Raw genomic sequence first — 12,950 nt, forward strand, 5'->3', positions numbered from 1 at the left:
CCCGAGCCGGTGTTCCCTGTCCTCGCGGTCGACCGGGTTCACCACGAATGGCGTAACCGCCGCAGTACGGATGGACAGGAACATGCAGGGGGCCGACAGCGTGGAGCAAGGGGAGAGTTAAGACCTTCGAACACGGCGAGGGCGATCGTCGGGCCCGGCCATCCTGATCGCAGTCGAAAACATATTTAAGACCGGGGCGCGTGGACCGGGCGTGACCGCTGCGAATCGCTCTGGCAGTCGATGGGGCGCGACGTTTCTTCACGGGCTTCCGGGAGCCTCGCTGTCATTGCTCTGGCAATCCGCTGGATCGGTGTCCCCTAGCGTCGGTTGCACGGCCGGTGCCATCCGAGCACCGCGTGATCAGCGCACCCGTCAGCGCACCCGCCAGCACCCTCATCAGCGCCCCCACCAGCACCTGGGACACCGTATGCCCGTTGAAGAACCGCCCCTTGACGAACTGCGCCGCGTCCGACCGGACTTGGCGGAGCCCTTCCTGGCCATGCTCCCGGGCGCACGCGCGACCGTGCTGGGCCGCCTGTGGGGGGCCTTCGTACGAGAACCGATGCCCGGGGTGACCGGGCATCGCCGGGAGTCCGACGCCCTGGTGCTCGGGCTGCGTCGGGGCGGCGCACTCTCGGCGGCCGCGTCCTGCGCGCGGCGGTTCGCCGAGGTGCCCGAGGACTTCACGGTGTCCGGGCCCGCAGGACCGATCGGCGGGCCCGCGGAGCTCCTGGCGCAGCTGGGCCTACGCACCCCCGCGGCGGAGCGACTGGCGGCGGAGCTCGACAACAGCGTCGTCAACCTGGCGCTGGCCAGAGCCGCGAACGCCGACCGGACGGCTCCCCCGAACGACTCGGCGGACGCGGAGCAGGCGGTGGTCGACGGCCACCCCCAGCATCCCTGCTGCCGTACGCGTACCGGCATGTCGATCGCCGAGGTGCTCGCCTACGCCCCCGAGCACCACCCGGTCGTCCGGCTGGCGCTGCTGCGTGTCCCGGCTGACCGCTGGCAGGGGGCCGGGTCCTGGCCACGCGAGCTGCGGGACGGCGACGCGATCCTGATGCCGCTGCACCCCTGGCAGCGGGACCACGTACTCGCGCGCCACCCCGACCTGGCCGTGGTGGAGGAGACGGTCCCGGCCCGGCCGTTGCTCTCGCTGCGCACCCTGGCACCGCTGGGCGTCCTGCCCGGCTGCCACATCAAGACGGCACTCGACGTGCAGGTCACCAACTACCGGCGCACCATCACCCCGGCCGAGGTCGCCGACGGCCCCCCGCTGTCCGACCTGGTCGCGGCCCTCGTCGACAAGGCCGGGTACGGCGGCAGCCTTCGCGTCCTGCGTGAACTGGGCGGCGGCGCGGTGCGCGTGGCCGGGCAGCCCTCCGCGAGCCTGGCGGCGATGGTCCGCGAGTCGACCGACTGTCACCTGGACGCGGACGCCAGGGAGATCGCGGTTCCGCTCACCGCCGTCCACGCGACCGGAGCCGCCGTGGTGTCGGGAGACCCGGTGCGCTGGCTGGCGGACTTCGCCGGGCTCGTGCTGCCGCCCGCACTGACCCTGCTGTCCATGGGGGTCGCCCTGGAGGCGCACGGCCAGAACACCCTGGTCGTGCTGCGGGACGGGCGGCCGGTGCGGGTGCTGTACCGGGATCTGGACGGCGTACGGGTCAGCCCGCGCCGCCTTGCCCGCAGCGGCTTCACGCTGCCGCCGCTGCTGGGCACCCGCGCGGGGGACGACCTGGACGCGCTGCGCACCAAGCTGTTCGGCGGGCTGGTCAGCGGGGTCTTCAGCGAACTCGTCGACGTCCTCGCCCGGACCCGTGGGGCCGAGCCCGGGACGCTGTGGGGCGCGGTGGCCGAGGTCGCCCGCCGGGTCTGCGCCGGGCTGCCGGACCGGGAGGACGAAGCGGCGTTCTTCGGGGACACGATGCCGCTGAAGGCGACCGTCGCAATGCGCCTGGCCGAGAACCCGGGCAAGGCGCAGTGGACGCCCGTCCCCAACCCGCTGGCGCGGTACCGCTGACATCCCCCGACACCGACGTTGCCCCCGCCCACGACCCTCCGCCCCTTCCACCCCTCAGTCCCCAGGAGCGACCGTATGACCACCGGCACCGCCCCCGACACCACGACCACGACCGCCACCACCACCACAACCACGTCACCCGTCGAGCCGGCCGTGACAGCCGACGCCGTGACGGCCGACGTCGTCACCGCCCACACCCTGCTCAACTGCCTGATCCGCGAGGTGTCCGCCCCCGAGCACCAGGTGACGGTGGACGGCGATCACCTCCTGCTCCGGCTGCCGCGCCGTGGCACCCTGCTGCGGTCCCGGCTGCGCCGGGTCTCGCTGATCGGGGCGCACCGCTTCCGGGGCCCGGTGCAGCGGCTCGACGACGACGGCTGGGCGACCGTGGGCTGGCGGGAGCTGGCCGGTTACATCCAGGACGAACTGGAACTGCGTACGGGCGTCGGCAACGAGGAGTTCGTCCCCCAGGTCGCCGACAGCCGGGAGACGATGCACACCGCGCTGGAAGAGCGGGCCGGGCGGGCGCACACCGCGCCGCACCCGGACCCGTACGTGGCGTCGGAACAGTCCCTGGTGTTTGGCCACCGCTTCCACCCCACGCCCAAGGCCCGCACCGGCGACCCGGCGGACTGGCTGGCGTACGGCCCGGAGACCGGCGCACGGTTCCGGCTGCGCTACCTGGCCGTGCGCCGCCCCCTCGTGCGTGAGGAGGGCGAACTGCAGGAGATGGACGCGCTGCGTCCGGATCCGGCGGCCGACCCGGGATTCGCGATACTGCCGGCGCACCCCTGGCAGTTCCGGCTGCTGCAGGGGAACGACCGGCTGCGCGAGGCGATGGCCGCCGGCGATGTCGTCGACACCGGCGTGAGCGGACCGGAACTGGTGCCGACCGCGTCGGTGCGCACGCTCTACGACCCCGGCAGCGACACGTTCCTCAAGTTCAGCCTGAACGTCCGCCTCACCAACTGCCTCCGCAAACACGCGAGTTACGAGCTGTCCGGCGCCGTCGCCCTCAACCGTCTGCTCCAGCCCCTGTTCGCCGGGCTCACCGCCCGTTTCCCGGGCTGCGCGCTCCTGGCCGAGCCCGGCTACCGCACCCTCGACACCGGCGACACCGCGCTCCTGGAGGGTCTCGGTGTCGTCGTGCGCTCGGGTCTGCGCCGTCATCTGCGGCCGGGGGTGACCCCCCTGCTCGCCGCCGCGGTCGCGGACGAGTACCCGACCGGCACCGCCCACGTCTCCCATCTGCTCGCCCGCGGCGAGGGGGACGTCCTGGCCTGGTGGGACGCGTACCTGGGGCTGCTGCTGCCACCGGTGCTCGCCGCCTACTTCGACCACGGCGTCGTACTGGAACCCCACCTGCAGAACGTCGTCGTCGGCGTGACCCCCGACGGCATGCCCGCGCAGATGCTCTTCCGCGACCTGGAGGGCACCAAGCTGCTGCCCGAGCACCACCGGCGCACCCTCGACGACCTGCCGGACGACGTCCGCGGTCCCCTCACCTACGACCCCGAACACGGCTGGAACCGGGTCGCGTACTGCCTCCTGGTCAACCACACCGCCGAAGTGCTCGCCGCCCTGGCCGACCTCGACCCGGCGCGGGAACCCGCCCTGTGGGGCCTGGTCCGCGACCACCTCGACGCCTACGCCCGCACCGCCGCCGAACCGCCCCGGCTGCGCGCCCTGCTGTCCGGCGTGCCGCTGCCCGCCAAGGCCAACCTCCTGCTGCGCTGGTCCCGCAAGGCCGACCGGCACGCGACCTACGTCCCCCTGCCCAGCCCGCTCGGCGCGGACTTCCCCCGCGAGGTGATCCGGTGAGATCGGCGACGTACGACCTCGTCACCGCACTGCCCGAGGGCGACCTGCCCGCCTACGTCTACGACCTGCCGGCCCTGCGCGAGCACGTGAGCAGGATCCGGGCGGCCCTGCCGGAACGCGTCGAGCTGCTGTACGCGGCCAAGGCCAACTCCGACCCCCGGATCCTGCGGACCCTCGCCGACCACGTCCACGGCTTCGAGGTGGCCTCCGGCGGCGAACTGGCCCACGTCCGCGCGCTCGTCCCCGGCGTACCGATCGCCTTCGGCGGCCCCGGCAAGACGGAGCAGGAGCTGACCCGTGCACTGGATGCGGGAGTCGAGCGGCTGCACATCGAGAGCGAACACGAACTCCGTCTGCTCCTCTCTCTTCTGGGGGACCGGACCGCGGACATCCTGCTGCGCGTCAACCTGCCCGTCGACGTGGGCCCGGTCGCCCTGGCCATGGGCGGCGGCCCCTTCGGCATGGATCCCGTACAACTGGACCGCTGTCTGGACGTGATGGCGTCCGCCCCGGGCGTCCGACTGCGCGGCCTGCACGTCCACCTGGCCAGCGGACTCCAGGCCCGGCCCCAGCTCACCCTCGTCGACAAGATCCTGACGTGGGCGGGGACCTGGGCCAGGGACCGCGGGATCGACCTCACCGAGGTCAACGTAGGCGGCGGAATGGGCGTCGACTACACGCATCCACCAAGGGTGTTCGACTGGCCCGCCTTCGGAGCCGGCCTGCGCCGGACGCTCGCCCGCCACCACCCCCACCTCACCCTCCGGATCGAACCGGGCCGCTCGGTCACGGCGTACTGCGGCTGGTACGTCACCCAGGTCCTGGACCTCAAGTTCAGCCGGGGGCACGCGTTCGCGGTACTGCGCGGAGGCACCCACCACCTCCGCACCCCCGCAGCGAAACAGCACGACCAGCCCTTCCACGTGATCCCCGACGCCACCTGGCTCCGGCCCTGGCCACGTCCGGAGGCCCGCGACGAACCGGTGACGCTGGTCGGGCAGCTCTGCACCCCCAAGGACGTCCTGGCGAGCCGGATCATGGTCGAACGACTGCGGGTCGGCGACCGTATCGCCTTCGCCATGGCCGGCGCCTACGCCTGGAACATCTCCCACCACGGCTTCCTCATGCACCCCCACCCGACCTTCCACCACATCGACGAAGCACCGGCGCCGGCGCCGCGTCCCCCGTACTCCACGCACGCCCACCGGATCTCATGAGGGCGTCCCCCCGGCTGCCGACCGCCCTCACCGCCCTCTCCATCCGCGCCTTCCGCCGCTACCTGCTCGGCCAGCTGACCTCGAACATCGGCACCTGGATGCAGCGCGCCGCCCAGGACCTGCTCGTCCTCCACCTCACCGGCGACAGCGGCAGCGCGGTGGGCATCGTGACCGCGCTGCAGTTCCTCCCCCAGACCCTGTTCGGCCTGGCCGGAGGCGTCCTGGCCGACCGCTGCCCGAAACAACGGCTGCTCCTCCTGACCCAGACGGCCATGGCGATGCAGTCGCTCCTGCTCGGACTCCTCACCGCGACCGGCGCGGTGAACCTGCTCTCCGTCTACGCCCTGGCCTTCGCCCTGGGCACCGCCACCGCCGTGGACGGCCCCGCCCGTACCGCGTACATCTCGGAACTGGTCTCCCGGGAGCACGTGCCCACCGCGGTCAGCCTGAACTCCGCCCAGTTCAACCTGGCCCGCATCCTCGGCCCCGCCCTGGCGGGCCTGACGGTAGCGACCTTCGGCACGGCCCCCGTATTCCTGATGAACGCCGTCTCCTACCTGGCCGTCCTCTACGCCCTGACCACCCTCCCCCCACCCAAACCAAACGCCCGAGCCCACCCTCATCCGCCGCGCCTACGCGAAGCCTTCCAATCCATCACCACCACCCCGGACCTCCTCCTGCCGATCGGCCTCATCGCCGTCGTCGGCACCTTCGGCCTGAACTTCCAGGTCACCACCTCGCTGGTGGCCATCACGGTCTTCCACTCGGGCGCCGCCGCCTTCGGCTACCTCTCCGCCGCCTACGCCGTGGGCAGCCTCCTCGGCGCGGCATACGGAGCGAGCCGCGGAAAGCCACCCAGCACCCGACGCCTGACCACCACCACGGTCGTCTTCGGCGCACTGGAAGCCGCGCTGGGCCTGATGCCGGGCTACGGCACCTTCATGGCCCTGCTGATCCCCACCGGCTTCGCCGCCGTGACCGTGACCACCACCGCCAACGCCCTGACCCAACTCAACGCCGCCCCGCACCTGCGCGGCCGCGTCATGTCCGTCTACTTCCTCGTCCTCCTCGGCGGCACCCCCGTCGGCGCCCCGCTGACGGGCCTGGTGTCGGACACCCTCGGCGCCCGAGCCGCCCTCATCCTCGCCGGCACCGTCTCGGCCGCCGCCGCACTCGCACTCCCCGCCCTGCCGGCAGCCCGAGCCCACCGCCACCTCGAAACCACGACAACCACCCCCGCCACCACCCCACCCCGACCGACCACCGAAGAGGCGTCGGCCCGTGCCCTCAACCCTGACGATCAGGCGCCGTCCTCGTCCTCCTCCACGGCAGACTCCCGCACGAAGGCCAGATCGAGCACGTAACACTCACCGGCCGAACACCGATCCCAGGCCTCCCGAATCCGCTCGGGAGCCCAGTCCTCACATAGGTCAACCATGGGCCGCCCCTCCCGAGGACGAGGGGTGGCAGGGCAGATGGCGGTCCTACCCGTGTCCGGCTGGTGGGACCCGGAAATACGAATCGCTCGACGCCACGGCCGTTGTTGTGCAATAGCGCACTGCTTTAGGAGCAAGGTTGGGGGACCACAGGTCTGACCTGGGAATCCCGGCCTTGGGCAGCGTGGGGCGGTAAGTGCCCTGGCCAACCTCGATTCCCCGCGGGCCCCCTCGATGCGAACTACGGTCGGCACGTCCCTGCGACTCTCCCGGCCACGCTCGCGCGGGAGCGCTCCGCGGCGCGTGGCTGCGGGGCGCCTTGTGGGGTTCAGTCGACGGTCATCCCGTCGTATTTACCGCCCCAGCATTTGACGGTGTTGTGCAGATAGGGCTCTCCGCCGCCCTCCCTGCACTGGGAAGGGGTGGTGTAGCCCGAGCCATTCTGTGTGGTGGCGATGGCTGCGCCTGTGAGGCCGAGTCCGGCGAGGGCTGCCGTGGCGATGACGGCGGCGAGGATTCGTCGGATGCGCATGTGGTTCCCCTTTCGGGTGGCAGCGCCGTCGGGTGCTGCCCGCGATGCAGCCCCGGAAGTCCCGGCGCCCGCTCGCCCCGCCGGCCGCAGCGGCCGTAGACACTCGGGAATCGATAGTCACGCAGACCAAACAAATAGACCCACCTACTCACATGAGTAGGTGGGTCTACCTGCTGTTTCGGCTGTCGGGGTGGCGGGATTTGAACCCACGACCTCTTCGTCCCGAATGAGGTTCGATCATGTTGGCCACCTGCTGTGGGTGGTATCTGTGCAGGTCAGAGCGTTGGTGGTGGTTGGTCTCGGGTGGTCTCGCGGGGGCTCTTGGAGAAGATCTTTTCCCAGATTTCTCCCAAGCGGCGGGGTGACAGCGTGACGGGCGCTTCAGCACGCCGCGTTACGCAAGCGAATTTGCACGACGCCGTGCGGTGTCAGCGGCCACGTGACGCGTGGTGCACGGCCGCCCATCGCTCGCGCAGAGGAGATCGGCTGAACCATCCTTTCAAGGACCTCGACGCCTTCCTCCCTGATCTGCCAGAGCGAGTTGGCCGAACCCGGGCGTGCACCTTCACATGTGGAGCAAGAATGGCTGCCTGGTGGATCAACAAGGAACAAGGGGCGGGGTTCTGCATGACGAGCCAGGCGGAAGTAGTCGGCTTGAGCATCGCCAAGGCACTGTCGTACGTGTGTGGGCATCGGGACGAACTCGCCACGCTGCTCGACGAGGACGCCGCCGCCTTGCGTGCTGTCGAAGCCGCAGTCGGCAGTCCGCCCGCGGACGACGTCTCGCTCGCTGCCCTTCTGGACGCCTTGCACGCAGCGGTTCGACGCGCAGGCGACCCATCGGGGGTGTATGGAGGATCAGGCCGCAGCGCGATGCCGGCCGGTGTTGCTGATTTGGACGTTGTGTACCGGTGCCCCTTGCAGCTGTGCATCGGTCGATCCGGTCATGAAGTGTACGACGACGTGCCACGCTGCCAGTTTGCCCCCGCCGAGACGGCGCTGATCCGGGAGAGGCTCCCGTAGTGGGAGTACTTCTCGGCGAACTCGGCAAGAAGCTGGCCGAGAGGTGGCTGACCCTGCTCGTACTGCCAGGCGCGCTGTACTTGGCGGTCGCCGCAGCCGGACACACCTTCGGGCACAGTGCCGCGCTGGACGTTGACCGACTCATCCACGCGATCTCGGATGCCGCCCGCTCTCCCCAAGTGACCACGGTGGGCGGCCAGGTCGTGCTGCTGGCTGCCGTCCTGGCTGGTGCGGCCGCCACCGGACTTGCCGCCCAGTCCCTTGGCTCCGTCGTCGAACGTGTCGCCCTGGCCGCCGGCTGGGGTGTCTGGCCGTGGCCGTTCGGCGAGCTGGCCGAGTGCCGCGTGGCACGCAGGCAGCATCGCTGGGACGAGGCGCGGGCGGAGTACGAAGCCCTGATGCTTCGGGAACGCGCTCCGCGTCTGGCTGACCGGCCCAAGACCCGGGAGCGTCATCGTGCCGCGCGCAAGTGCGAGCGCATCTCCGTAGAACGGCCTGAACGGCCGACCTGGAGCGGTGACCGAATCCATGCCGCGACGGTCCGGCTGGACCGAGACGCGCACGTCAATCTCCTCATTGTTTGGCCACATCTCTGGATCCTGCTGTCGGAAGAGATACGCGGTGAGATCGGAAGGGGCCGCGCCGCACTGACACGGGCTGCCGTTCTCGGTGGGTGGGCCCTGCTCTATCTGCCTCTGGCCTGGTGGTGGTGGCCCGCGGCACCGCTCAGCGCCACGCTCTTGATCATTTCGGCACGTCGCCTCCGTACGGCCGCGGACACCTATGCCGCGCTGCTGGAGGCATCCGTGCGCCTTCACCTGACGGACCTGGCCGACAAGCTGCGCATCGAGGAACAACCGATGGGACCTTTGCTGGGTGGCGAGGTCATGCGACGGCTGAACAGTCCGGCGCCCGTGTCGGGACCAGTTTCGTGAGCTCCATCGAATGCAACGGTCCGCCTTGTCGGGCCTGAACGGCGCAGCAACCAGATCTACCGAGGAACGGGAAGTGACAGGGCGGTTCATGCAGAGTCGTGAGCAGGACTTCGCAAGGGAAGACGAACTGGAGAAGCGGATTGCTGTAGTGGGCTTACGGCTGGAACGGCTGGCCCGGGAACAAGACCTCGCTGTCGTGCTGGAGCCGGAAGCATCGGTCGAGGCACGCCAACTTGCCGCGATACTCCGAAACGACGAGTCCGACCTGGAAGGTCATTACGTCCTCGGCTGGTTGCACGCTTTCAGGTACCGGGCACTTCCCGAAGAGGCTGGGCAGCGGGACAGAGAGCAGGCCGTCGCCAAGTTCACGCCCTGCTTCCTGTTCGGTGCCGGTGAGGAGGAATTGCCGGACGAACTGGTTCCAGATGTGGCCCAGCGCGCGCTTGCCTTCGTCTGGAGGATCCAGCAAGGGATGAACCCTTCGCCGGACCCGGCGCTGCGCGCAAGAGTGACCGATCTCCTGCGGCGCATCGCAGGAGCTATTCCACATGGAGCAAGTGAGCACGCGGAAACGCTGTCCAATCTTTCCGTCATGCTGAAAAGCCACTTCGACGCCGGTGGCGAACCAGCGGATCTGGACGCGGCGATCGACGCTGCCCAGGGCGCAGTGGAAAGCACGGCAACAGGGCACTCGAACCAGCCGGTCATGCTGTCCAACCTGTCAGGTGTGCTGATGCAGCGCTTCACCCATACAGGCGCGGCGGCGGACCTGGACGATGCGATCGCGACCGGCCGATTGGCAGTCCAAGCTTCCGCGGGCGCCCCTGCCGACAGGGCTGGCGGGCTCAACAACCTGGGTACCGCGCTGAAGACCAGGTTCACCGAGAGAGGCATCCTGTCAGACCTGGACGCGGCGATCGAAGCCTTTCAGGAAGCGTCAGACCTTCGTACCGAGGACCACGAAAAGGCAGGAGTTCTTCACAATCTGGGGACCGCCTGGCACGGCCGATATGAAAGCACCGGCGTACTGGCGGATTTGGACAACGCGATCGAGTGCTGCCAGGCCGCAGTCGAAGCGGCTCCCGAGGAACATCCTGCGCGCTCAATGTTCCTGTCTGGGCTCGGCACCGTCACGCTGACTCGATTCCAGCGCACCGGTGAAACAGCATATTTAGACCGATCTGTCATTGCTTTCCGGGAAGCTCTGGAGATGCTCCCGCCGGGGCACCGGGCTCGTGGGCTTCGTCTCTCCGGCCTGGGTCAAGCTCTCCTGGCGCGATATCGTCTCGGCGGCGACAGATCTGACCTCGATACGGCGATCGAGATGAACCGCGCTGCCTCCCGGGAAATCACCCCGCACCAGACCGAGTTCAACGCGGTCCTCAACAACCTGGCCATCTCCCTCGGGCAGCGTTTCGAATGCACTGGTGATATGACAGACCTGGACGAGGCGATCAGTGCCAGTCGCGCTTCCGCTCAGGCCACCGCGGACGGTCACGTCGACCGGCCGACCCGTCTGTCCAACGTCGGTCTGATGCTGTGGACTCGGTTCAAGAACACCGGGGCGTTGTCGGACCTGGACGCCGCGATCGAGTTCGCGCACGGAGCTGTGGATACGGCACCCCGTGAACACTCCGCCTTGGCGGCGATGCTGTCCAATCTCGCCACAGTGTTGTTGCAACGTTACGAACGGAACGGCGACCCTCAAGACCTCGACGAGGTGATCCGAAGGAACCGCGATGTCCTCGGCATTGTGGATGCAACCAGTCCTGACCGCCCTCGTTTCCTCGCGAATCTGTGCGCCGCCCTGCACGCCCGTTTCCAGCGCACTGGAGGCTTTGAGGACCTGGATGGAGCAGTCGCGGCGGGACATGATGCGACCGCCACCGTCCCGTCCCACCACCCTGAGCGCCCGAGGTACTTGTCCATGCTGGGAGGTGTGCTGACCGTCAGGTTCGAGAAGACCGGGTCTATAGCGGATCTGGATGACGCGGTGGTTGCGTGCCAGGCCGCGCTCGACATCGCGCCCGCGGAACATCCGGAGCGCGCCGATTACCTGTTCCAGTTCGGGACTGTCCTGCATCGCCGGTATCAGCGGACCTACTCGCGACACGACTTTGATCGCGCACTGGCCGCCCACATGGAAGGCGCGCGAGCCGACGGGTCCAGGCCCTCGATTCGGATTCGGGCCGCTCAGGCAGCGGCCTCAATGACCGGACGGTCGGATCCTGATCTCGCAGCCGATCTCCTGGCCGGTGCTATACACCTACTGCCCGAAGTGGCAGACCGCCGGCTGAGCCGTCGTGACCAGCAGCACGCCATGGGCAAGTGGTCCGGGCTGGCCGGAGACGCTGCGGCACTGGCTCTTGCTTCTCACGAAGGCACACCCGCTGATCGGGCAGCGCGGGCACTGCAGTTGATCGAGGTGGGCCGCGGCGTCCTCCACAGCCAGGCGCTGGACATGCGGAGTGATCTCGCAGAGCTTCGCGAGTGCCATCCTGACCTGGCCCATCGCTTCGAGGTACTTCGGGACGAGCTCGACCGGCCGATGGAAATGGCCTCCCCCACAGAGGCCGAGGGGCAAGCCAGCGCCGCCGTACGTGCGGTCGATGCTGAGGAGCAACGACGCAGCCGCGCCGACCAACTTCAGGCCACGCTGGACAGCATCCGAACGCAGGACGGATTCGCCAGCTTCGCTCGTCCCCCCGCCGTCAGTGAGCTCCTGACACAAGCCACCTCCGGCCCAGTGGTGAGCTTCAACGTCAGCCACTACCGCAGCGACGCACTGCTGCTGACGTCCGATGGAATCGAGTCCCTGAACCTGCCCGACCTCACGTACGACCTCGTCATCGACCAGATACAGACCTTCCACAGGGCCCTGGAAACCGTTGCGGATCCTCGCACATCGCCCCTCACTCGAAAAGAGGCGCAATCGACGCTTCACGCTGTCTTGGAGTGGCTGTGGGACGCGGCGGCCGAACCGGTCTTGCGTAGCCTCGGTTTCGCCGGCGAGCCCTTTCCCGGAGAGCCGTGGCCCCGCGTCTGGTGGGCACCTGGCGGGCTCCTCTCACTGCTACCCCTGCACGCTGCCGGCCGTCACTCCGAGCCGCCCCGGGCGGGCTTGAGAGACAGGGAACCGCCGACAGTCATGGACCGTGTCGTCTCCTCGTACACCACCACTATCCGCGCACTGCACCACGCGCGCCGTCATCTCACCTTCGCGCCAACTGTGAGCCGATCACTGATCGTGGCCATGCCCACAACCCCGGGCGTCCAAGGCCGCCTGGACCACGTCTCGGAAGAAGCCGCACTGCTGTGCGGCTTGCTGCCTGAGCCGACGCTCCTTATGGAGCCGGATGCAGAGGCTGAAGACGGCATGACTGTCCCCGGGCCGGAGGCACGACCGACCAAGGCTCGGGTCCTGAAGACCCTCTCCGATTGCGGGATCGTTCATTTCGCGTGCCACGGTGCCCACGACCCCGACGACCCGTCCCAGAGCCTGTTGCTTCTGCACGACCATGAACGTGATCCGCTCACGGTGGCGAGCCTTGCAGAAATGAGGATGGACTCGGCCCAACTGGCCTACCTGTCAGCGTGCCGAACAGCGTTCATGGAATCCGTGGAGCTGATCGACGAGGCCATCCATCTCACATCGGCCTTTCAGCTCGCGGGTTTTCCCCACGTCATCGGCACCCTCTGGGAGATCAACGACGAGGTGGCCTCGCATATGGCAGCTGATTTCTATGCTGAGCTCGGCGGGGACACCAACCAGCATGGTGGCCTCGACACGGATGCAGCGGCTCGTGCTCTGCACCACACCGTACGTAAGGCCCGTGATCGTTATCCAAAGTCCCCCTACCTCTGGGCGGCCCACCTGCACGCCGGGATCTGAAAGCGGGCGGTGCCGCGGCTGCTGAGCCGCGGCAGCCGCTCGCACCTTGGCCTCGACTGATCACGAGTGCG

Annotated in this window: 8 protein-coding genes; 7 read left to right on the top strand and 1 reads right to left on the bottom strand. The window is 68.9% G+C overall.

Translation table 11 applies throughout. From position 1 onward, the window contains the following. The first annotated feature begins 427 nt into the window (after positions 1–427). From AB0D85_RS30460 to AB0D85_RS30475, 4 genes are all read left to right on the top strand, one after another. Complete coding sequence (locus AB0D85_RS30460; protein WP_362327126.1) at positions 428–2,023, top strand: IucA/IucC family protein; 1,596 nt, start codon at positions 428–430, stop codon at positions 2,021–2,023. 75 nt (positions 2,024–2,098) lie between these two features. Next, positions 2,099–3,844: an IucA/IucC family protein gene (locus tag AB0D85_RS30465; RefSeq protein WP_362327129.1), complete on the top strand. Its 1,746-nt coding sequence runs from the start codon at positions 2,099–2,101 to the stop codon at positions 3,842–3,844. Beyond that, positions 3,841–5,061, top strand: coding sequence for a type III PLP-dependent enzyme (locus AB0D85_RS30470; protein ID WP_362327132.1), 1,221 nt, complete (start codon positions 3,841–3,843; stop codon positions 5,059–5,061). The genes AB0D85_RS30465 and AB0D85_RS30470 overlap by 4 nt, the downstream gene beginning before the upstream one ends. Then, the gene (locus AB0D85_RS30475; RefSeq protein WP_362327135.1) at positions 5,058–6,425 is read left to right on the top strand and encodes an MFS transporter; all 1,368 of its coding nucleotides are present in this window, start codon (positions 5,058–5,060) and stop codon (positions 6,423–6,425) included. The genes AB0D85_RS30470 and AB0D85_RS30475 overlap by 4 nt, the downstream gene beginning before the upstream one ends. Before the next feature lie 400 nt (positions 6,426–6,825). Here AB0D85_RS30475 and AB0D85_RS30480 read toward each other — a convergent pair whose 3' ends face one another. Then, a complete protein-coding gene (locus AB0D85_RS30480; RefSeq protein ID WP_362327138.1) occupies positions 6,826–7,029 on the bottom strand; it encodes a hypothetical protein in 204 nt (67 codons plus the stop codon). A 582-nt stretch (positions 7,030–7,611) separates the two neighbouring features. Between AB0D85_RS30480 and AB0D85_RS30485 the strand changes: the two genes are divergently transcribed. From AB0D85_RS30485 to AB0D85_RS30495, 3 genes are read left to right on the top strand one after another with little or no spacing between them, the layout of a single operon-like run. Continuing rightward, entirely contained in the window at positions 7,612–8,052 is a 441-nt protein-coding gene (locus AB0D85_RS30485; protein ID WP_362327141.1) for a hypothetical protein, read from the top strand. After that, a complete protein-coding gene (locus AB0D85_RS30490) occupies positions 8,052–8,987 on the top strand; it encodes a hypothetical protein (RefSeq protein ID WP_362327144.1) in 936 nt (311 codons plus the stop codon). The genes AB0D85_RS30485 and AB0D85_RS30490 overlap by 1 nt, the downstream gene beginning before the upstream one ends. 10 nt (positions 8,988–8,997) lie before the next feature. Beyond that, positions 8,998–12,879, top strand: a complete 3,882-nt coding sequence (locus AB0D85_RS30495) for a CHAT domain-containing protein (RefSeq protein WP_362327147.1) — start codon at positions 8,998–9,000, stop codon at positions 12,877–12,879. The last annotated feature ends 71 nt before the right edge of the window (positions 12,880–12,950 follow it).

Source organism: Streptomyces sp. NPDC048277, from assembly GCF_040652235.1.
In the GTDB taxonomy this organism is placed as follows: domain Bacteria; phylum Actinomycetota; class Actinomycetes; order Streptomycetales; family Streptomycetaceae; genus Streptomyces.

Coding starts and splice junctions, on each gene's coding strand:
- AB0D85_RS30460 (WP_362327126.1), top strand. CDS start 428: ATGCCCGTTGAAGAACCGCCCCTTGACGAACTGCGCCGCGTCCGACCG.
- AB0D85_RS30465 (WP_362327129.1), top strand. CDS start 2,099: ATGACCACCGGCACCGCCCCCGACACCACGACCACGACCGCCACCACC.
- AB0D85_RS30475 (WP_362327135.1), top strand. CDS start 5,058: ATGAGGGCGTCCCCCCGGCTGCCGACCGCCCTCACCGCCCTCTCCATC.
- AB0D85_RS30480 (WP_362327138.1), bottom strand. CDS start 7,029: ATGCGCATCCGACGAATCCTCGCCGCCGTCATCGCCACGGCAGCCCTC.
- AB0D85_RS30485 (WP_362327141.1), top strand. CDS start 7,612: ATGGCTGCCTGGTGGATCAACAAGGAACAAGGGGCGGGGTTCTGCATG.
- AB0D85_RS30495 (WP_362327147.1), top strand. CDS start 8,998: ATGCAACGGTCCGCCTTGTCGGGCCTGAACGGCGCAGCAACCAGATCT.